This is a genomic window from Komagataeibacter rhaeticus (genome assembly GCF_011611525.1).
Lineage (GTDB): Bacteria > Pseudomonadota > Alphaproteobacteria > Acetobacterales > Acetobacteraceae > Komagataeibacter > Komagataeibacter rhaeticus.
The window spans coordinates 213,072-233,093 of sequence record NZ_CP050139.1; the positions used below are offsets into that span (position 1 = coordinate 213,072).

Consider the following 20,022-nt stretch of genomic DNA (forward strand, 5'->3'; position numbering starts at 1 on the left):
ACGCCGCCTTTTTGAAAAAGGCGGCACCCAAAAACTTTTATCAGTTGGTTTAAAACATTTTATGCCAGCATGCCCGCAATCGCCGCCTGGTCCAGCCCCTTCTGGCCAATCACCACAAGGTTGCCGCCGCGCAGGCCATCCTGGGGCAGCGGCTGGTCGAACTGGTGGCGGAAGCGGCTGCCCACGCCCTGCACCGCCAGCCGCATGGGCTTGCCTGCCACCGTGGCGTAGCCCTTCATGCGCAGGATGTCGTGCTGCTCGGCCACGGTTTTCAGCCGGGTGATGAAATCCTCCACGCTGGCCTGCTCGGCAACCGGCAGCACGAAGCTCTCGAAATCATCATGCTCGTGCTCGCCGCCCTCGGCATCGTGGTGGGAAGGGCGGGCCGCAAGGTCGTCTTCCGCCGCCGCATCCAGCCCCAGCAGGATGGCGGGGTCCACCTGCCCGTCGGTCGCGCGTACCACCTTGACCGCGCGCGGGATCTCGGCACGGATCGCGGCTTCCACCGCATCGGCCTGTGCGGGGGTCATGAGGTCGGTCTTGTTCAGCACCACCAGATCGGCGCACAGGAGCTGGTCCTCGTATACTTCGGCCAGCGGGTTGTCGTGGTCGAGCGAGGGGTCGGCGGCCTGCTGACGGGCCACTTCTTCCGGATCATCGGCAAAGCGGCCGACGGCCACGGCGGGGCCATCCACCACCGTCACCACGCCATCCACCGTCATGCGCGTGCGGATGGTGGGCCAGCCGAACGCCTTGAGCAGCGGCTTGGGCAGGGCCAGGCCCGATGTCTCGATCACGATGTGATCCGGCGGGCTGGCGCGGTCCAGCAGGGCCTCCATGGTGGGCAGGAAGTCATCCGCCACCGTGCAGCACAGGCAGCCATTGGTCAGTTCCACGATGTCCTCATCGCGGCAGCCTTCCACGCCGCAGGCGCGCAGCGTGTCGCCATCAATGCCCAGCGTGCCGAATTCATTGACCACGATGGCAATGCGCTGGCCTTTTGCATTGGCCAGCACATGGCGCAGCAGCGTGGTCTTGCCCGCACCCAGAAAGCCGGTGATGACGGTAACGGGCACGCGCGCGCGCGCGGTGGGGGAAGGGGGCATGACGGTCAGGCTCCAGAAAAAAGCGATGCGGGAAAGCGGCCGCGCACCATGTCCGACAGGCTGGCGGGGCGGCGTGACGGCATGACGGTGCCACTGCGCGAGGCGGCATAGGCGGCGGTATAGGCCAGCAGGTCGGCGGCCTTCTCCGGGCCAAGCCGGGCGAGCAGCCAGCCCCATTTGCCGGGGCTGGCCACCACGGCGGTGCAGCCTTCGTCACAGGCCGCAAGGCAGGACACTTCGTGGATGACGACCTGCGGATTGTCCCGCGCCAGCGCCATGAGCGCATCATGCAACTGCCGCCCCTGCGGGTTGTCGGATGCGGGCAGCCCACGGCGGCACGTCACACAGACATGCAGGTGAACGGGCGCTGTGCCCGTAGGGTCCGGCTGCGGTGGCGTGGTCATGGCGGCGTACCCTCAATGCGGTCTGCCGCGCGGGCGGCAGGGTGATGGGGTGCACGGTTGCGGCCCCGCCCGCAGGGCCTGCGTGGCGGTGGCCTGTCGCGTGCCGGGCACCCCGCCAGCCATGCGATTGGATTCGGTCATGTTCCACGCCGCCCATGGGGCGGCGGGAAGGATGGCAGGTCTCCTGGCTTGTGGCGGAGGGTGAACCCTCCCTTTTCCGGCGGCCTTCCCGGTGCCGCCCTGCGGCGGCAACCAGTGACGCTGCCAGCCCCGTTTTGGGGGCGGGCCGGAAAACAGCCACCTACAGTTGCGGGGGCAGCGACGGACTTGCCCATGGGCGCACCGTCTTCCCTATTCTCCCCAAGGGGGAACCATCAAGGGCTGGATCTAGACGATTGGCCCCCGCGCTGTCAAAGGCAGGCGCCGCCATGGGCATGCCGTGCCATCATGACAGGGGTGCCCCCGCAACCGCCACGCGCCAGCCCGTGTGGCGGGTCAGCCGCGTGGTGCTGGGTGGGGCGATATCCAGCTTTGACAGCATGGCGGGTGTGCCGCCCAGCGCCGCCACCACGATGGCGCGTATTACGGCCGCATCCGCCGCCACACACAGATGCGCGGGCGCGCGGGGCAGGCCCGCAAGCCATGCCCGCATGTGGCCCAGATGCGCCGCCCGGCTCTGGCCGCCCGGCGGGGCAAAGCCGGGGTCGGTCACCCAGCGGGCAAGGTCCGTGGGGGGCACGTCCTTCAGCGGCATCCCCCGCCATGCGCCCATGTCCACGCCGTTCAGGCTGGCATCCGGCCGGGCGGAGGGACAGGCCGGGAGCAGGGCAGGCGGCACAAGGGCCAGTTGTGCCGCGGACAGGGCGCGGCCTGTCGCAGGCGGCAGGGTGACGGGTGCGTCCGGGTCGGGAAAGACGCCCCGGCGCAGGCTGTCGGGCGCGGGCAGGGCAAGGCAGGTCAGGATCTGGTTCATGGCAGGGGGCCTGCGTGGGGCGAAAGGGCGGCACGCGCAAGGAGTGATTGACCTTTCATGCCAATTTTGGAAACATGCCGCCAGATCCGGGTTACGGGAGCAGGCGCGGGCGCCGGGTTCCAGGCATACTGCTCCGGGTCGTGCGTGATCCATGGAGTTTTCCGGTATGAGCCAAGATACATCCGTCCTGTCCAGCACGGGCATTGCCGCACCGCAGGTTTCCATCCCGGTGCGTGACCTGCTGCCGTGGGGTGTGTTCGGGCTGGTACTGGCGTCGCTGCTGATTTATTTCGTCGGCGCGGAACAGGGGGCGACCGCACTCATTTCCGGCCATTACGTGCATGAATTCGTACATGACGGCCGCCACCTGCTGGGCTTCCCCTGCCACTAGGCAGCAGGCTTCGGCTACGTGCGGAAAGGCGGTGTTCCCCTGCGGGAATGCCGCCTTTTCGCTGTTCAGGCAACGGTAATGACCGTCCGCCCCCGGATGTGACCGGCCAGGATGCGGGGGGCTATGCCGATGGCATCGGCCAGTGGCGCGTCATGCAGCATGCTGTCGAGCCGGGTCGGGTCAAGATCGCGCGCCAGCCGTGCCCATGCCGCCATGCGGCGCGGACGCGGGCACATGACACTGTCGATTCCCTGCAGGCGTACATTGCGCAGGATGAAGGGCGCCACGGTCAGCGGCAGGTTCATCCCCCCGGCCAGCCCGCAGGCCGCAACCGTGCCCCCGTGCATGACCGAGGCGCACATGGTGGCCAGCGCATCGTTGCCCACCACGTCAATCCCGCCCGCCCAGCGCGCCGTCTCCAGCGCCTTGCCGGTCGGGCTGAGCGTATCGCGGGGCAGGATCTCGGCCGCCCCCAGGCTGGTCAGGTAGGCATGGAGCTGGGGCCGTCCCGTTACCGCCACCACTTCATAGCCAAGCTGGGCCAGCAGCATGATGGCCATGCCCCCCACGCCCCCACCGGCCCCATTGACGATGATCGGCCCCGAGGCGGGGGTCAGCCCCCCGTCTTCCAGTGCCATGACACACAGCATGGCGGTAAAGCCGGCGGTGCCGATTCCCATCGCCTGGCGGGCGGACAGGCCGCCGGGCCGCGGCAGGAGCCACCGCCCCGGCAGGCGCGCCATGCCCGCAAGGCCGCCCCAGTGGCTTTCCCCCAGTCCCCACCCGGTGGCGATGACCTGGTCCCCCGGCTGGTAGACGGGATCGTGCGACTGCACCACGCGCCCGGCCAGGTCGATGCCCGGCACCATGGGGAAGCGCCGCACCACCGGCGCGCCACGGGTCATGGCCAGGGCATCCTTGTAATTCAGGCTGGAATGGCTGACCTGCACGGTCACGTCGCCCTCGGGCAGGGCATCGGGTCCGACCTGTTCCAGCCGGGTGGTGACAACGCCGTCGGCACGGCGGATCATGAGGGCCTCGAACATGCTGGCGTGGTTCCTTTGATGCAGGGAAGATGATGCGTGTGGGCCGCCCGTGGTGTGATTTCATGCATTATTTAGGTCTATCTTCCTATAGCCGGGGGCTGGACTTCGCATGAACGTGAAGGCAGGAAACGAAAAGATCCTTTGATTCAGAAGGAATTTTAAAAAGACCAAATGGTATATTCCATGAAGGGGCACCATGGTTTCCGCCCGCGCCGCCTTTCCGCCGGAATGCGCAGGGCTGGTGTGATGTTTCGCCTGCTTTTCGTGCATGGGGTGGTGTGATCTGCTGCGCTCTCCGCCACCGTTGTGCAGGCAGGAGGCATGCCAATGTCCGACATCACCCTTTCTTCCTTTCCCGCCCTGTCATCCATGAATGCCCTGTGGCAGGCCCGCTACGGCACCCCGCCGGCCATTCCCGCCCTGCCCGAAAGCCCGGTGGCGCGCAGCCTCATGGCGCATCGCTCCGTACGGGCCTTCAGTTCCGCCCCGCTGCCCGATGGCGTGCTGGAAGCGGCCGTGGCGGCGGCGCAGTCGGCGTCCACATCCTCTAACATGCAGGCCTGGAGCGTCGTGGCCGTGCAGGACGGGCCACGCCGGGCGCGGATTGCCGAACTGGCGGGCGCGCAGGACTTCATTGCCCAGGCACCGCTTTTCCTGGCCTGGGTGGTGGATCTGGCGCGGCTGGCGGCGGTGGGCCATGCCCATGACCGTGTCCTGCCGGGGCTGGACTGCCTGGATACATTCCTGGCGGGGGTGATGGATACCGCGCTGGCCGCCCAGAACGCAGCCGCCAGCCTGGAATCCTACGGGCTGGGAATCGTGTATGTGGGCGGGGTGCGCAACAACCCCGAGGCCATTGCCGCCGAACTGGGCCTGCCGCCCCGCACGATGGCGGTCTTTGGCATGAGCGTGGGCTATCCCGACCGCAGGCATCCCACCACCATCAAGCCACGCCTGCCGCAGCAGAGCGTGCTGCACCGGGAACGCTATGATGCGGCAGCGACCACCGGCGCGGAAATCGCGGCCTATGACGAGCGCCTGCGTGCCGTCCGGGCCAGTGCCGGGCAGCCCGCGCGCAGCTGGAGCGAAGCGATGCTGGCGCGGCTGGGTGACGTATCGGCGCTGCATGGCCGCGAGCGCCTGCCGCAGGCGCTGCGGGCCATGGGTTTCCGCCTGGATCAGGCATGAAATGCGGGCCTGCCCCCCGTGCACGGGGTTGACCGGCGGAATGTTCTGGTGAACTTCTGCTAGCACTGCCTGCTGCCGCAGCGGGCAGGCGCGCGTTTTCACAAGCGTGCCCGCGCCATGATGAAAGAGAAATAAAGGCTATGGACAGCGCCACTTCCCTTCCCTTCACCCTTTCCCCCAATGCGTCGCCGGTTCCGGCGCAGCAGCGGGCGCAGATTCTGGCCAGCCCCGGTTTCGGGCGTGTCTTTACAGATAACATGGTCGTTATCCGCTATCAGGAAGGCAGGGGGTGGCATGATGCCCGGGTACAGCCCTTCGCGCCGCTGACGCTCAACCCCGCCTGCGCCGTGCTGCACTACGCGCAGGAAATTTTCGAGGGGATGAAAGCCTACCGCACGGCGGAAGGCGGCATCACCCTGTTCCGCCCCTATGCCAATGCCGCGCGCTTCCGCAAGTCGGCCGAACGCCTGGCCATGCCGGAAGTGCCCGATGAAGTGTTTGTCGAGGCGGTGCGCCAGCTGGTGCGCGTGGATCATGAATGGGTGCCGGGCAAGCCGGATGAAAGCCTGTACATCCGCCCCTTCATGATCGCGAGCGAGACCTTCCTGGGTGTGAAGCCCGCGTCGGAATACCTGTTCATGGTCATTGCCTCCCCCGTGGGTGCCTATTTTGGTGAAGAGGCGGTGAGCGTGTGGGTATCCGATTTCTGCCGCGCCGCCCCCGGTGGCACGGGGGAGGCCAAGTGCGGTGGCAACTATGCCGCAAGCCTGCTGGCCCAGCAGGAAGCCAAGGGCCATGGCTGCGCGCAGGTGCTGTTCCTTGATGCGGTCGAGCGCCGCTGGATTGAGGAAATGGGCGGCATGAACGTGTTTTTCGTGTTTGATGACGGCTCCATCGCCACCCCGCCGCTGACCGGCACCATCCTGCGTGGCATCACCCGCGATTCGCTGCTGACCCTGGCCCGTGCGGAGGGTTTGAGCGTGCGCGAGGCGCCCTACGCCATCGACCAGCTATATGCCGATGCCGCGTCCGGCCGCCTGCGCGAAGTATTTGCCTGTGGCACGGCGGCGGTGGTCTCGCCCATCGGGCGCTTCCGTGGCCCCAAGGGCGATGCGGTCATTGGTGAGGGCAGGGGCATCGGCCCCGTGACCGGGAAGCTGCGCAGCGCGCTGATTGCCATCCAGCGCGGCACGGCACCCGATCCCCATGGCTGGGTGGAAAAAGTCATCTGATCGTATGGTCAGGGCCGGGATGAAGAACACCCTGACCCTGACCACGCCTGGCAAATCATAAGAAGGTTTCTGGTGAAGCTTTTTTTCAAAAAGCTTCGGAAAGATGCCGCCTTTTTGAAAAAAAGGCAGCCCCCGGAAGCTTTTGTCATTTTTATCAAAGGGAAAGAACAGGTCCGATGGCTGAGAAGGCTCTGGATGTAACGGGACAGTGGGACGGGCAGTTCAGCTATCCCCATGCGTTGCCGCCGGAGTTTTTCTCCGCATCGCTGTTCGAGACAGCAGACGGTCTTGGTGGCACCGTGACGGAGCGCGCGGCCAATGGGCAGGGGGAGACGTGCTTTGTCTCAACCATCCGGGGCGTGCGCCATGGGACCAGCGTGCGGTTTACCAAAACCTACGAAGGTGGCGGCCGGCGGCACGCCGTGCTGTATACTGGCGCGCTGAACGCTGATGGCAGCGAGATTGAGGGGGAATGGCGTATCGCTGGTTCCTGGTCGGGCCGGTTCCTCATGCTCCGCCGCAGCGGAGGGGGTGTTGCAACCATGCGGCAGGCAGAAGAAGCCCTGACCGACTGAGCCTGTTACCCGCACCCGACCAGCCAGCATGTGGTGGTGCCTGCGGGGGTGGCAAGTCATGGACAGGTTTTTGGTGAAGCTTTTTTCAAAAAGCTTCGGAAGAACGCCGCCTTTTTGGGAAAAAGGCGGCGCCCGGCAATTTTTGTTATTTTTGAAATACGCTCCTATTCCGCCGGTGTCACGGCCTCTTCCACCGGCACATAGATCCGGTTGCCGTTGCTGCGGAACTCTTCCTTCTTCTGCTCAAGCCCGGCCAGCCGCTGCGCATCGGCCTTCAGGTCATGGCTTATGCGCATGGAGCAGAATTTGGGGCCGCACATGGAACAGAAATGCGCGTTCTTGTGCGCTTCACGCGGCAGGGTCTCGTCGTGGTACGAACATGCCGTGTCCGGGTCGAGGGACAGCTTGAACTGGTCATTCCAGCGGAAGTCGAAGCGCGCGCGGCTGATCGCGTCATCGCGGATGCGCGCCGCCGGGTGCCCCTTGGCCAGATCGGCGGCATGGGCGGCAATGCGGTAGGTCACGACCCCCACCTTCACGTCATTACGGTCGGGCAGGCCGAGATGTTCCTTCGGCGTGACGTAACACAGCATGGCGGTGCCGAACCAGCCGATCATGGCCGCCCCGATGCCTGATGTGATGTGGTCGTAGCCCGGTGCGATATCGGTCGTGAGCGGGCCAAGCGTGTAGAAGGGGGCTTCGCCGCATTCACGCAGCTGCTTTTCCACATTGACCTTGATCTTGTGCATGGGCACATGGCCCGGCCCCTCGATCATGACCTGGCAGCCTTTGGCCCATGCGATCTTTGTCAGTTCGCCCAGCGTTTCCAGTTCCGCGAACTGGGCTGCGTCATTCGCATCGGCAATGGAGCCGGGACGCAGCCCGTCACCCAGCGAGAACGAGACATCATAGCGGCGCATGATGTCGCATATTTCCTCGAAATGTTCATACAGGAAGCTCTCGCGGTGGTGGTGCAGGCACCATCCCGCCATGATCGACCCGCCGCGCGAGACGATGCCGGTCACACGGTCGACCGTAAGCGGCACATGCCGCAGCCGCACGCCGGCGTGGATGGTGAAGTAGTCCACCCCCTGTTCCGCCTGTTCGACCAGCGTGTCACGGAAGATCTCCCATGTCAGGTCCTCGGGCACGCCGCCCACCTTTTCCAGCGCCTGGTACAGCGGCACCGTGCCGATGGGCACCGGCGCGTTGCGCAGGATCCAGTCGCGGATGTTGTGGATGTTGCGTCCGGTGGACAGGTCCATCACCGTATCGGCCCCCCAGCGGATGGCCCAGACCATTTTTTCCACTTCCTCCGCGACCGAGGACGTGACGGCGGAATTGCCGATATTGGCGTTGACCTTCACCAGGAAGTTGCGCCCGATCACCATCGGTTCCAGTTCCGGGTGGTTGATGTTGGCGGGCAGGATGGCGCGGCCGGCGGCAATTTCGGAGCGCACGAATTCGGGGGTGACGAATTCGGGTATGTCCGCCCCGAAATCCTCGCCATCGGCACGGCGGGCGGCAGCCCCCTCGACCATCGTGGCGCGGCCAAGGTTCTCGCGGTGGGCGGCGTAGATCATTTCCTCGGTAATGATGCCGGCGCGGGCAAATTCATACTGCGTGACCCGCTGGCCGGGGCGGCCTTCATGCACCGTATGGGGGGCGGGGCAGGACGGGATCAGGTGCTCGCCCTTGGCAAAGCCGTTATCCTCGGGGCGGACGGCGCGCGGGGTGATGGCGGGCAGGTCGCGCGCCGCGATCCATGGCGCGCGGATGGGGGGCAGCCCGTGGCGCACGTCAATGCGGGCGGCGGGGTCGGTATAGGGGCCGGATGTGTCGTACACCCGCACCGGGGGTTCGTTGGCGCCGGGTTCCAGCGCGATTTCACGGAAAGGCACGCGGATATGCGCGTGCCCCTCGGGTGAGGACCAGACCTTGGTGGACCCCATGATGGGGCCGGTGGTGACATGGTCGGGAGATGAAGGCGAAGCAACGGTGGACATGGCAATGCTCCTCGCGTTCTCTCCGACAGGGGGGTGTGGGGGAGAAAACCGGGCGCCACGCGGCTTGCGTGTTCACCTGCGGGCGCTATGCCGCAGCCTTGTGCCGATTGTCTGCACCAGTCCCTCCGCCGGTATGAGCCGGATCAGGTTCCCCGGAACGCACGATGCGCCCGGCAGGGTCTCCGCGCGCATGGTGGTCCATGCCAGCGGTCTCTCAGCCCCTTGTCGGGACTCCCCTTGGTCGCTTCAGGATCGGGAAACACGTGGCCCTTGTCAACGTACCTGTGGGGACAACAGGGGTGGCGGTGAAAAAGAATCCGTGTGCTGACTTGCGTGCCAGCGGGTTGTGATAGACTGGTGTCCACCATCACCAACGGTACGAAAGCGGGACAGTATGGCAGGCAGCGTGATTTCCGACCGGATTGCACAGGGCAGCGGGCGCATGGTGGCGGATACCGTCATCCGCGACGTGCGCCTGTTCGATCTGGTGACGGGCGAACTGCTGCCAACCGACATCGCGCTGTGTGGCGATACCATTGTCGGCACGCTGGACCGCTACGAGGGGACGCGCGTGATCGAGGGGCGCGGGCGCATTGCCGTGCCCGGCTTCATTGACACGCACCTGCATGTCGAATCCTCGCTCATCACGCCCTTCGAGTTCGATCGCTGCGTCCTGCCGCACGGCGTGACCACCGCCATATGCGACCCGCACGAGATGGCCAACGTGCTGGGCCGCCCGGCGCTGGACTATTTTACCGAAGCCGCCCTGCGCACGGTCATGGACCTGCGCGTCAACCTGTCCAGCTGCGTGCCCTCCACCCATCTGGAAACATCGGGGGCCGCGCTGGGGGCGGCGGACCTGCTGGCCTATCGGGGTCACCCCAAGGTCATTGGCCTGGCCGAGTTCATGAACATCCCCGGCGTGCTGAACAATGACCCGGTCTGCATGGAAAAGCTGGAAGCCTTTGCCGGCGGCCATATCGATGGCCATGCCCCGCTGCTGCGCGGGCGAAAGCTCAATGGCTACCTGAGTGCGGGCATCACCACCGACCATGAAGCCACCACGGCGGAGGAAGCGCTGGAAAAGGTGCGCAAGGGCATGACGGTGCTGATCCGCGAAGGCTCGGTGTGCAAGGACCTGCGGGCCCTTGTGCCGCTGCTCAACCCGGTTACGTCGCCGTTCTTCGCCTTCTGCACCGATGACCGCAACCCGCTGGAAATCGCGCATGAGGGGCATCTGGACTACCTGATCCGCCTGGCCATCTCGCTGGGGGTGGAACCGCTGGCCGCCTATCGCAGCGCCTCGCTCAGTGCCGCCAACGCCTTTGGCCTGCGTGACCGGGGCCTGATCGTGCCGGGAAGGCGGGCGGATATCGTGCTGCTGGATGACCTGCGGGAATGCCGGGTGTCGGACGTGATCAGCGCGGGCAGGCTGGTGGATGACGCGCTGTTTGCCGCCCGTGACATCATTCCCCCCGTGGGCACGGGCAGCGTCAGCCTGCCCGGCCCCGTCAGTGCGGCGGACATGCAGGTGGCGGGTTCCGGCACGCGGCGCCCCGTGATCGGCCTGCTGCCCGGACAGATCATCACGCCCTTCCTGCATGCCGACCTGCCGGTGGTGGATGGGATTGTCCAGCCCGACCCGGCGCAGGATATCGCGCGCATCTGCGTGGTGGCGCGGCATGGGCATAACGACAATATCGGGCGTGGCTTCGTTAAGGGGTTCGGCCTGTCCGGCGGGGCGCTGGCATCCTCGGTCGGGCATGACAGCCACAATATCTGCGTGGTCGGCATGGATGATGCGGACATGGCGCTGGCGGTCAACCATCTGGAAAAGACGGGGGGCGGCTTTGTGGTGGTGCGGGGCGGACAGGTCATGGCCGACATGCCGCTGCCGGTGGCGGGGCTTATGAGCGATGCCCCGTTCGAGACCGTGCGCGACCAGCTTGTGGTGCTGCGCGCCGCCGCCCGCGCGCTGGGCTGCGGGCTGGATGAGCCGTTCCTCCAGCTTGCGTTCCTGCCGCTGCCGGTCATCCCGCATCTCAAGATCACGGATTTCGGCATGGTGGATGTCAACCGGATGACGCTGGTCTGATACTGGTGGCACACGGAACCCGCCCATGACCACGGCCACCGATCCCGCCCCGCCGCCCGCGCGCGCGACTGTTGCCACGTTGCGCGCCTACCGGGCGGACTGGGTGCATTTTACCCGCTGGTGCGCGGCGCAGGCCGTGGCCCCCATTCCCGCAACGCCGGATGTGGTTGCGGCCTACCTGCGCAGCCTGGCGGAATTCGCCCCCGCCACCATCCGCCGCCGTCTGGCCGCGATTGGCAGGATGCACCGCTTCAACAACATGGCATGGGATGTGACCGATACCCGCATCCGTGCGGCCCTGGCCCACATGCTCGACCTGCCCCGCGTGTCGGCACCTGCCCCTGAAGTGGTGACGCCGGGCATGCTGCGCGCCATGGTGGAACGGTGCGAGGATGGCGTCCGTGGCCTGCGGGACCGCTGCCTGCTGCTGTTCGGCTTTGCCGGCGCCCTGCGCCGTTCGGAACTGGTTGGCCTGCAGGTGGAGGACGCCGTGCCCGGCCGCACGGCGCTGGTGCTGAACATCCGCGAGGGCGATGGCCACCAGCCTGTCAGCCTGCCCCTGTCGGCCGAAGGGCTGCCGTGCCCCGCCGCCGCCCTGGCTGCATGGCAGCAGGTCGCGCACCGCCAGACCGGGCCGCTCTTCCGCGCCATTTCCAAGGGCGGGCGCGTGGGCGGCCGGGCGCTTACGCCCTATGCCGTGACCCGCATCCTGCAACGCCGCGCACTGATGGCCGAAGTGGCCCCCGATGTGGTGGCCCGCCTGAGCGCGCACGCCCTGCGCTCGGGCTACATCATGGAAGCGCTGCGGCAGGGCATGGAAATCACGGCGCTGTGCCGGCATACCCGCTACCGTGACCCCCGCGCCCTGCGGCCGTACGAATGCCAGCTTGCCAATGACTGAAAACCTGCGCCTGCCCTGGGCTGAACTGCCCCCTCCCGCCACGCGGGACGGGGAAGCGCCGGCCGGTGCCCTCCGCCGGCCACCGGCCCGGCGCGGGCGGCGGCCGCTTTCGGCATGGCCCAAGCCGGCTGGCCCGGTGCCATGGCAGTGGTGGCACCTGCTGGTACACGGACCGGATGCGGCCATGGATGCCTTCGGGGCGGAAGCGGCTGGCCCCGGTCTCATCCCATGGCCCTTCGATGCCGAACGGATGGAGGAGGACATGTTCGCACTCGCCATCGGCCGGAATGGTCCCGCGCGCGGGCGGGCCGGACTGTCGGTTGAAGGCTGTCGCATCCTGGCGCGCCAGTTCCGTGCCGCGGCCGAAGCGCGCCATGCCCGGCTGACCCTGCTGCCCGCCGGTGCCTGCCCGCTGGACTTCCATCGCCTTGTGCCGGTGCCCGATGCCATCCTGGCCCTGGGCGCCACCCATCCTGATGCCCGCGCGTGGCTGCAGCGCCACTGGGGCATTGCCGAGGCCCCCCGGCAGGTGACGTACCTGCCCGGGCGCAAGGCGGGCCGCAGGCTGGCCCGTGGGCACCGGGCCATGGTCTTCGGTTTCTTTACCCGTGGGGGCAACCCCATGCCCGTGGTGCGTCGGGCGGAGGAACATTACCCCCGGCTTGTCTTCGGCCTGACGGAACGCCCGCTGACATGACGGACCAGTTCACGCTGTTTGCCGGTGGCGCGGTGCCCGATGGGGAGCCGGTTGTCAGGCTCGCGCTCTATCAGGGCAGCCTGTCGCACCTGCTGGAACTGGCCCATGCGCGTGAAATCGACCTGGCCCGGCTGGATATCGTAACCCTGATCGACCAGTTGGCCGAAGCCGTGCGGGCATGCACCACCCTGCCGCTGGGGCAGAAGGCGCAGTGGGCGGTCATGGCGTCGGGGCTGCTGCTGCTGCGCTCGCGCCTCATGCTGCCCGAAGATGATCCCCGCCAGCAGCAGGCCACGCAGGAAGCCGCCGACCTGCGCACGCGCCTGCTGGCCGCCGAGGGCGCGTCAGCCCTTGCGGGCTGGCTTGCCGCGCGCGCCCAGCTGGGGCGCGACGTGCATGGCTTTGGCGGTGCACGGCCGCCCGAAAGCGACGAATCGGACCAGTGGGAAGTGGACCGGATCGAGTTCCTGTGGGGTTGCCTTGCGGTGTTTGATGGCAACTGGGGGGCCATGCCGGCCGAGACCCCGTTCTATGCGCCGGTGCAGCTGGATCTGTTTTCCGTGGAGGATGCGCGCATGCGGGTGCGCACCTGCCTGGCACAGGCGCGCCATACGCCGGTGCCGCTGGACTGGATGCTGCCCGAGTGCATGCGCGAAGGCGAGGGGAGCAGCCTGTCGGCAGGGCAGCGCCGTTCGGCATGGAGCAGTACGTTCGCCGCCTGCCTGGAAATGGTCAAGCAGGGGGAGGCCGTGGCCTACCAGCCCGAAGCGCGGATGCTGCCCCGCTTCAGCGGGGTGGAGGCCGCCGGGGAGCAGGAACCCGAATCTGTTTTTACCAAGAAATAACGTGAAAGCCGCCTATCGTTTCGAAATGCGTTCTTTCCGTTCCGGCATCCATGTTGCAATAACAATATTGCGCGCAAACAGGGCTTTCGAAGGGCCGGGATCGATTTTTTCCTTATTTTTTTAACAGTTTGCTTGACTGGGATTTTTTTTTGATCAAGCTGGCATTAACGGTTTTTCACGACCCCGCCCGACACGGGAAGGGTCAGTTTCATTGGTCCGGTCGGCCCGTCAGTTCATGATCTGGCGGGCGGGTCATTCAGACAGACTATTTCAGACAAGATCAGGGTTGATTTCGAGTTGGTAATAATGTTTATGGATAAATCGTGATGAATGAGTGGTTTGGCCAGTTGGGGCAGGGTGCATGCGGTGTCCGTGCATTGGCATATGCACTGTCCGGGGCTGCGGCCATCACGCTTTTCCGTTCCGCCGGGAAAGGGGATGGCCATGTTTCACGGCTGAACCGGGGAGAACAAGGCGGATCGCATCAGTCGTTTCGTAGAAATCTGGTCATACTCCCGTAGTAGATTTGGTGAAATCAGAACATCCAGAATAAATTTTCCAATAATTCCTTCCTAAAACTATGCCGTTCTGAGTGAGGTATGGGTATGACGTATGCGGAACAGAGTGATAATACACTACAAAAGGTAATTGTTTTCGCCCTTGTCCTGGCATTTGAAGGACTGCTGGTTGTGGCGCTCCTGTACGGGCTTGGCTCCGCGCCTGATGCCCCGAAGGAACCGCCCAAGCCGCCGGTCGAAGTGCACATGATCAAGGAGCCGCCACCGCCGCCACCGCCGCCGCCGCCACCACCACCGCCGCCGGAGATTACGCAGCCGCCGCCGCCGTACATTCCGCCGCCGAAGATCCAGGTGCCGACACCGCCGCCGCCGATGAAGGTGACGCACACGAAGCCGCCGAAGGCGATGCCGCCCGCCCGGGCGACCCCGCCGTCCGATGCGCCCGTGTCCAACGCGCCGCCCGTGCCCGACCACATGGCCGGAACGTCGCCGCTGAACCATGTGGTGCCGGAATACCCGGAAGAGATGTCGGAAGAAGGCCGTGAAGGCGTTGTGTCCGTCGCCTGTGACGTGGAACCCAGCGGCGTCACCAGCAACTGCCAGGTAGTGAGTGTAAAGGGTGGCCAGGCATTTGCCGATGCCGCGCTGAAGGCGGTCCGTCGCTCACGCTATGCACCGGCTGTCAAGAATGGCGTTCCCGTAAAGGAATTCCATCATCTCTATACGATCACGTTCAGTCTGAATGACTGAGCCTGAGTATCAAGGTCAGGCACGGCGGGGGCCGGCAGCACCCCGCCGCCTCGGAAAAAACATCCTGCTCCAGAGGATTTTGGTTAAATGATCAGACTGCATCGTAAACACACTCTTGTTGCCTCGGCTGCTTTCGCTGCCATGCTGTGCGCGGCTTCCCCGCTCGCTGCGCTTGCACAGGATGCCGCCCCGGCCGCTAGCGATGCGGCCACGGCGCCTGCGGTTTCCGCGCCCCCGACCGATGGCAATGGCGCCCCGGCCACTCCGGCACCGGGTGCCGATGCCCCGGCCGTGCAGGCTCCCGCCGCCACCGATGCCGCACCGGCAGCCCCGGCCGAAGCGCCACCCGCGCCTGCTCCTGCTCCCGCTCCCGCAGCGGATGCAGCTCCCCCGGCCGATGCCCCCAAGGCCCCCGAGGGCAACCCCTACGGTCTGGGCGCGCTGTGGGCCAATGGTGACTTCATTGCCCGTGGCGTCCTGCTGATCATGGTCTTCATGTCGCTTGGCACCTGGTATATCATGATCACCAAGTTCTTCGAGCAGGCCCGCGTCATGGCCGCCGCCAAGCAGGTGATGACCGATTTCTGGACCAAGGGTTCCATCAAGGAAGGTGCCGCGGCCCTGCCCGCGAACTCCCCCTTCCGCTATATTGCCGATACCGGCGTGAAGGCGGCGGAACACCACGAAGGCACGATGCAGGAATCCATCGACCTGCATTCCTGGACCACCATGTCCATCCAGCGTTCGGTTGACGTGATCCAGACCAAGCTGCAGGGCGGCCTGGCCTTCCTCGGCACCGTGGGTTCCACCTCTCCGTTCGTGGGTCTGTTCGGCACGGTGTGGGGTATCTATCATGCGCTGACGGCCATCGGCATTGCAGGCCAGGCCTCGATCGACAAGGTTGCCGGCCCGGTTGGTGAATCGCTGATCATGACCGCCATCGGCCTGGGCACCGCGGTGCCGGCGGTGCTGGGCTACAACCTGCTGGTCCGCCGCAACAAGGGCGCCATTGACAAGGTGCGCAACTTCGCGGCTGACGTGCAGTCGATCCTTATGGGTGGTTATCGTCATGGTGCCGAGATCGTGGTGCACCCCGACAACTCCCCGACCACAACGACTATCGACAACCGGGTGGGCTGATCATGGGTATGCAAGTTGGAGGTGGCGGCGATGAAGACGAGGTGGTGTCGGCCATCAACACCACACCGCTTGTCGACGTCATGCTGGTGCTGCTGATCATCTTCCTGATCACCATCCCCGTCGCGACACACACCATCAAGGTCAACCTTCCGATGGATGCCAACCAGCCGACCCGCACGATGATGAACAACATCGTCATCGCGGTGACGCCAACCGGGCAGGCCTACTGGAACGAGACACCCCTGACCAGCTATGCCGACCTGGAATCCCACCTGGAGCATGTGGCTGCGGAAAATCCGCAGCCACAGATCCAGATCCGTGGTGACCAGATGGCGAAATACGAGGGGGTGGGCAAGGTGATCGCGGCCTGTCAGCAGGCGGGTATCGTCCACATTGATTTCATTACCGAGCAGCCGCACGGCTGATATCCATTCCCGGCTGGGGCACATGCCCCGGCCATTCCTGGGAGAGTAGACACCATGGGCATGAATGTCGGCTCAGACAGCACCACAGAGGACGAAGGTATTGTCGATATCAATACCACGCCCCTGATTGACGTCATGCTGGTGCTGTTGATCATGCTGATCATCACCATTCCGCTCCAGACGCATTCGGTTTCCATCGATCTGCCGCAGGGCAATCCGCCGCCGTCCACCGCGCCAGACCCGGTTGTGGACACGGTGGCGATCGATTTTGACAATACCATCACCTGGAATGGTGAGCCTGTCCCCGATGAGGCAGCCCTGCAGGAACGCTTCAAGGATGCGGCAGCGCAGCCCGTCCAGCCGGAAATGCATATCCACCCCGACCGTCTGGCCAGCTACAAGGTCGTGGCCAGGGTGCTGGCGGACGCGCAGCGTCTGGGCGTAAGCAAGCTGGGTATCATGGGTAGCGATCAGTTCATGGATGCGCAGTAAGGTAACACGGCGACGTGGCCCTGATTGTGCTTATGGACAGCGTTTTAGAACGGCTCTTCCTATGGGAAGGGCCGTTTTTTCATGCCTGTCGTGCCATATGCTGACAGTCCATTCTCATGGGGCGGTCTGGCATGGTAGCGGGCGGGGATGTGCCGGATTGCGGGGAAATACCCGGTCATCATCAGGAAGTTTCCGGTGAAGTTTTGTTCAGGGTGCTTCAGGGCGGGAGACCCGTTTGTGACCGGGCCGTCGTGTTCCGGACATCCACATGCATGGCACGCGCTCCCTTTTTCCAAAAAGTGGGGTTCCCTGCATGGCCACCGCCCCGCAAGGTGGGCATGGGCCTGCCTGCATGGAGGAATGGCGCGTGACAGCAGAGATAATACCCCATCCGGTGGATGAAATGCTGCCAGCCGGCATGCTGTTTGCCTTCGGGCTGCAACATGCCCTGGTCATGTATGCCGGCACCGTGGCCGTGCCACTGGTCTTTGCCGCCGCGATGCACATGTCCGCGGCACAGACGATATTACTGATCAACTGCGGGCTGATGACATCGGGCGTCGCCACCATCGTGCAGAGTGTGGGGGTGTGGAAATTCGGCTCGCGCCTGCCCATCGTGCAGGGGTCTTCGTTTGCCATGCTGGCATCCTTACTGCTGATCGGGCAGGTCTACGGCCTGCGTTCGGTTTTCGGCGCGGTCATGGGGGCGGGGCTGGCCATGGTGGTGCTGGCGCCGGTCATGGCGCGGCTCATGCGCTTTTTCCCGCCGGTGGTGATTGGCTGCCTGATCACCACCATCGGGCTTACGCTCATGCCGGTCGCGGGGCGCTGGGTGGGGGGTGGCACGCCGGGGGCACCCGGTTTTGGCAGTGTCGCCAACCTGCTGCTGGCATTCGTCACCATTCTCATGACCGTTGCGGTGCAGGCGTGGGGCCGGGGGTTCATGGTCAATATCAGCGTTCTGGTGGGGCTTGTGGCGGGCAGTATCGTGGCCGCGCTATGCGGCATGGGCCATTACGGGATGGTGGCACAGGCCCCATGGTTTGCCGTGAGCATGCCCTTTGTCTTCGGCATGCCGGAATTTCATGTCATGCCGGTCGTTATCGTGTTGCTGAGCATGATCATCATTGTGGCCGAAACCACCGGCAACTGCCTGGCCATTGGCCGGGTGGTGGATGTGCCCGTGACCGATGCCACCATAGCGGGCGCCCTGCGCGCCGATGGACTGTCCACCCTGCTGGGCGGCGCGTTCAACAGTTTTCCCTATAATGCCTTTACCCAGAATACCGGGCTGATCGCCATGACCGATATCCGCAGCCGTTTTGTCGTGGCGGGGGCGGGCGTGATCATGATCGGGCTGGGTCTGTTCCCCAAGCTGGGCGCGCTGATCGCGGCCCTGCCGCCGCCAGTGCTGGGCGGGTGCGGCGTGGTCATGTTCGGCATGACCACGGTAGGCGGCATACGTGAACTGCTGCATGTGCGCTTCGAGGGCACGCGCAATGCCCTGATCGCGGCTGTATCCATGGGGCTGGGCGTGCTGCCCATGGCATGCCCGGACCTGTTCGTGCATCTGGGCGGGCTGTGGCGGCTGCTACTGGGTAACGGGGTGTTGCTGTGTATCCTGTCGGGGGTGCTGCTCAACCTGCTGGTGGGCAGCCGCGCACCGGATGTGGTGGATGCCGTGGACCCCATGCCACCATCGTCTGGTCCTGATAACGTCTTGATAAAAAGATAAAAGTTTTTGGGGGCCCTTTTTTCACAAAGGCGGTGGTCTCGTAAGATTTTCGAAAAAAGCTTCACCAGGAACGTTCCGGCTTCAGGTGGCGTGCGTGCGCGCGGTCGGGCGCGGACCCAGCAGCCGGGCCGCGCTGCACAGCATGCCGATAAAGGCGACAATGGCGCCAAAGCCCAGGCAGCTCCGTTCCGCGTCATGCGTGATCAGGCCAAAGGCCATGGCCACGAACATGGCCCCCGTGGCCTGTCCGCACTGCCGCGCGATCTGCACCATGCCCGACGCGCTGCCCGAACGCCCGGGGGGGGCGGTCACCATCATGATGCGGTTGTTGGGCGGCTGGAACACCCCGAACCCCATCCCCCCCAGGGCGATGCGCCAGGCGATGTCGAACCAGGCGGGAGCGGCGGGCAGCAGATACAGCGCCAGGAACCCAAGGGATGTCATGCCCAGCCCGACCGAGGACAGGATGGCCGCCGGTACCCGGTCTGACAGCCTGCTGATGAGCGGGGCCACCGCCATGATGCCGACCGGCCACGGTGTCATGAGCAGGCCGACGATGGAAGGCGGGTAGTGGAACATGGACTGGAGCGTGAAGGGGAACGAGATCATGAACAGGTTCGAGGCCACGAACGCCACGAACCCCACCAGCGTGCCGTTGCGGAAGGCCCGGATACGCAGCATGTCGATGGGAAACATGGGGTGCGTCTGCCCATGCTGGCGGCGCACCAGCAGCCAGCCCGCGGCCAGGCCGGTGATGGCCAGCGCGGTCACCTGCACTGCCCCGGCATGGTGGGCGATCGAATCCCCCGCCATGATCAGCGCACCGAAGGCCAGCACGTTGAGCAGCGCGCTGGCGCCATCAAACGAGCCGGGGCTGACCGGTGTGCGCGGCAGGGAAACCAGCGCCAGCACAAGCGCGGTCGCCCCCAGCGGGATGTTGATCAGGAACAGCCAGGGCCAGCTGGCGAAGGACAGGATGATGGAGGCCACGGTCGGCCCGCCCCCCACGCCCAGCGCCACCATCACGCCGTTAAGCGCGATTCCCCGCCCCAGTATGGCATGCGGGTAGATGAAGCGGATCAGCGCGATGCTGACGCTCATGATGCATGCGCCGCCCACGCCCTGCACCGCGCGCGCCAGTGCCAGTGCCAGCAGGCTGTGCGACAGCGCGCAGAACAGGGAGGCTACGGTCAGCAGCGCCAGCCCGATCTGGCACAGCCGCGCAAACCCGATGCGCGTGCCAAGGGCGGCCATGGGCAGCAGCGAAACCACGCTGGCCAGCTGGTAGGCATTGACGATCCAGACCGCGGATGCGGGCGAGACATGCAGGTCCCCCGCTATGGTGGGCAGGGCGACATTGGCAATGGCGTAATCCAGCAGCGCCAGCAGCACCGACAGCGCCACGGCGGTCACCGCGCGTACGCGCGCGGCGCCATGCAGGCCTTCGCCTTCTGTCAGGACGGGTTTGGATGGGGGGGGCATGGGCAGGGGCTTTTCGGGCGG

20 protein-coding genes and 1 riboswitch are annotated in these 20,022 nt (G+C 65.5%); of the genes, 13 read left to right on the forward strand and 7 right to left on the reverse strand.

Going from position 1 to position 20,022, the window contains the following annotated elements:
- Nucleotides 1-59 precede the first annotated feature (59 nt).
- The 4 genes from cobW to GWK63_RS00955 form a co-directional block, all read right to left on the reverse strand.
- On the reverse strand, nucleotides 60-1,106 hold the full coding sequence (gene cobW / locus GWK63_RS00945; RefSeq protein ID WP_007397012.1) for a cobalamin biosynthesis protein CobW: 1,047 nt from the start codon (nucleotides 1,104-1,106) through the stop codon (nucleotides 60-62).
- Nucleotides 1,107-1,111: 5 nt separating this feature from the next.
- On the reverse strand, nucleotides 1,112-1,510 hold the full coding sequence (locus GWK63_RS00950; RefSeq protein WP_007397011.1) for a DUF1636 domain-containing protein: 399 nt from the start codon (nucleotides 1,508-1,510) through the stop codon (nucleotides 1,112-1,114).
- Nucleotides 1,511-1,522: 12 nt separating this feature from the next.
- The gene (locus GWK63_RS17385) at nucleotides 1,523-1,651 is read right to left on the reverse strand and encodes a hypothetical protein (RefSeq protein ID WP_258365819.1); all 129 of its coding nucleotides are present in this window, start codon (nucleotides 1,649-1,651) and stop codon (nucleotides 1,523-1,525) included.
- 16 nt (nucleotides 1,652-1,667) lie between these two features.
- Nucleotides 1,668-1,901, reverse strand: a riboswitch (cobalamin riboswitch).
- 54 nt (nucleotides 1,902-1,955) lie between these two features.
- Nucleotides 1,956-2,483 carry a histidine phosphatase family protein gene (locus GWK63_RS00955; RefSeq protein ID WP_007397009.1) on the reverse strand — a complete coding sequence of 176 codons (528 nt, stop codon included), beginning with the start codon at nucleotides 2,481-2,483 and terminating at the stop codon, nucleotides 1,956-1,958.
- 166 nt (nucleotides 2,484-2,649) lie between these two features.
- Here GWK63_RS00955 and GWK63_RS00960 point away from each other — a divergent pair, with 166 nt between their 5' ends.
- Nucleotides 2,650-2,874, forward strand: a complete 225-nt coding sequence (locus GWK63_RS00960) for a CbtB domain-containing protein (RefSeq protein ID WP_007397007.1) — start codon at nucleotides 2,650-2,652, stop codon at nucleotides 2,872-2,874.
- Between the two features lie 65 nt (nucleotides 2,875-2,939).
- Here GWK63_RS00960 and acuI read toward each other — a convergent pair whose 3' ends face one another.
- A complete protein-coding gene (acuI, locus tag GWK63_RS00965; RefSeq protein WP_034926962.1) occupies nucleotides 2,940-3,920 on the reverse strand; it encodes an acrylyl-CoA reductase (NADPH) in 981 nt (326 codons plus the stop codon).
- Nucleotides 3,921-4,247: 327 nt separating this feature from the next.
- On the opposite strand from acuI, the gene GWK63_RS00970 reads away from it, so the two are divergent.
- The 3 genes from GWK63_RS00970 to GWK63_RS00980 all read left to right on the forward strand — a co-directional run bounded on the left by GWK63_RS00970 (nucleotide 4,248) and on the right by GWK63_RS00980 (nucleotide 6,915).
- Nucleotides 4,248-5,108, forward strand: coding sequence for a nitroreductase family protein (locus tag GWK63_RS00970; protein ID WP_007397004.1), 861 nt, complete (start codon nucleotides 4,248-4,250; stop codon nucleotides 5,106-5,108).
- Nucleotides 5,109-5,248: 140 nt separating this feature from the next.
- Nucleotides 5,249-6,340: a branched-chain amino acid aminotransferase gene (locus GWK63_RS00975; RefSeq protein WP_007397003.1), complete on the forward strand. Its 1,092-nt coding sequence runs from the start codon at nucleotides 5,249-5,251 to the stop codon at nucleotides 6,338-6,340.
- Nucleotides 6,341-6,516: 176 nt separating this feature from the next.
- Nucleotides 6,517-6,915 (forward strand): hypothetical protein, encoded by a 399-nt coding sequence (locus GWK63_RS00980; RefSeq protein ID WP_007397002.1) that lies wholly within the window; start codon nucleotides 6,517-6,519, stop codon nucleotides 6,913-6,915.
- A 164-nt stretch (nucleotides 6,916-7,079) separates the two neighbouring features.
- Here GWK63_RS00980 and thiC read toward each other — a convergent pair whose 3' ends face one another.
- On the reverse strand, nucleotides 7,080-8,921 hold the full coding sequence (gene thiC / locus GWK63_RS00985; protein ID WP_007397000.1) for a phosphomethylpyrimidine synthase ThiC: 1,842 nt from the start codon (nucleotides 8,919-8,921) through the stop codon (nucleotides 7,080-7,082).
- A 394-nt stretch (nucleotides 8,922-9,315) separates the two neighbouring features.
- Here thiC and ade point away from each other — a divergent pair, with 394 nt between their 5' ends.
- The 9 genes from ade to GWK63_RS01030 all read left to right on the forward strand — a co-directional run bounded on the left by ade (nucleotide 9,316) and on the right by GWK63_RS01030 (nucleotide 18,519).
- Nucleotides 9,316-11,016, forward strand: a complete 1,701-nt coding sequence (gene ade / locus GWK63_RS00990; protein ID WP_007396998.1) for an adenine deaminase — start codon at nucleotides 9,316-9,318, stop codon at nucleotides 11,014-11,016.
- 25 nt (nucleotides 11,017-11,041) lie between these two features.
- Nucleotides 11,042-11,917 (forward strand): site-specific integrase, encoded by an 876-nt coding sequence (locus tag GWK63_RS00995; RefSeq protein ID WP_007396997.1) that lies wholly within the window; start codon nucleotides 11,042-11,044, stop codon nucleotides 11,915-11,917.
- Nucleotides 11,910-12,614, forward strand: a complete 705-nt coding sequence (locus GWK63_RS01000; protein ID WP_007396996.1) for a hypothetical protein — start codon at nucleotides 11,910-11,912, stop codon at nucleotides 12,612-12,614. The genes GWK63_RS00995 and GWK63_RS01000 overlap by 8 nt, the downstream gene beginning before the upstream one ends.
- Nucleotides 12,611-13,459, forward strand: a complete 849-nt coding sequence (locus GWK63_RS01005; protein ID WP_007396995.1) for a hypothetical protein — start codon at nucleotides 12,611-12,613, stop codon at nucleotides 13,457-13,459. The genes GWK63_RS01000 and GWK63_RS01005 overlap by 4 nt, the downstream gene beginning before the upstream one ends.
- Before the next feature lie 599 nt (nucleotides 13,460-14,058).
- Nucleotides 14,059-14,727: an energy transducer TonB gene (locus GWK63_RS01010; RefSeq protein WP_034926981.1), complete on the forward strand. Its 669-nt coding sequence runs from the start codon at nucleotides 14,059-14,061 to the stop codon at nucleotides 14,725-14,727.
- Nucleotides 14,728-14,814: 87 nt separating this feature from the next.
- Entirely contained in the window at nucleotides 14,815-15,867 is a 1,053-nt protein-coding gene (locus GWK63_RS01015) for a MotA/TolQ/ExbB proton channel family protein (protein WP_007396991.1), read from the forward strand.
- Between the two features lie 2 nt (nucleotides 15,868-15,869).
- Nucleotides 15,870-16,292: an ExbD/TolR family protein gene (locus GWK63_RS01020; RefSeq protein ID WP_034926984.1), complete on the forward strand. Its 423-nt coding sequence runs from the start codon at nucleotides 15,870-15,872 to the stop codon at nucleotides 16,290-16,292.
- Between the two features lie 54 nt (nucleotides 16,293-16,346).
- A complete protein-coding gene (locus GWK63_RS01025; RefSeq protein WP_034926987.1) occupies nucleotides 16,347-16,784 on the forward strand; it encodes an ExbD/TolR family protein in 438 nt (145 codons plus the stop codon).
- Nucleotides 16,785-17,151: 367 nt separating this feature from the next.
- Nucleotides 17,152-18,519, forward strand: coding sequence for a uracil-xanthine permease family protein (locus tag GWK63_RS01030; RefSeq protein WP_007396986.1), 1,368 nt, complete (start codon nucleotides 17,152-17,154; stop codon nucleotides 18,517-18,519).
- An 81-nt stretch (nucleotides 18,520-18,600) separates the two neighbouring features.
- Here the strand turns inward: GWK63_RS01030 and GWK63_RS01035 are convergent, their stop codons facing one another.
- Nucleotides 18,601-20,001, reverse strand: a complete 1,401-nt coding sequence (locus GWK63_RS01035; protein WP_007396985.1) for an MFS transporter — start codon at nucleotides 19,999-20,001, stop codon at nucleotides 18,601-18,603.
- Nucleotides 20,002-20,022: the final 21 nt, after the last annotated feature.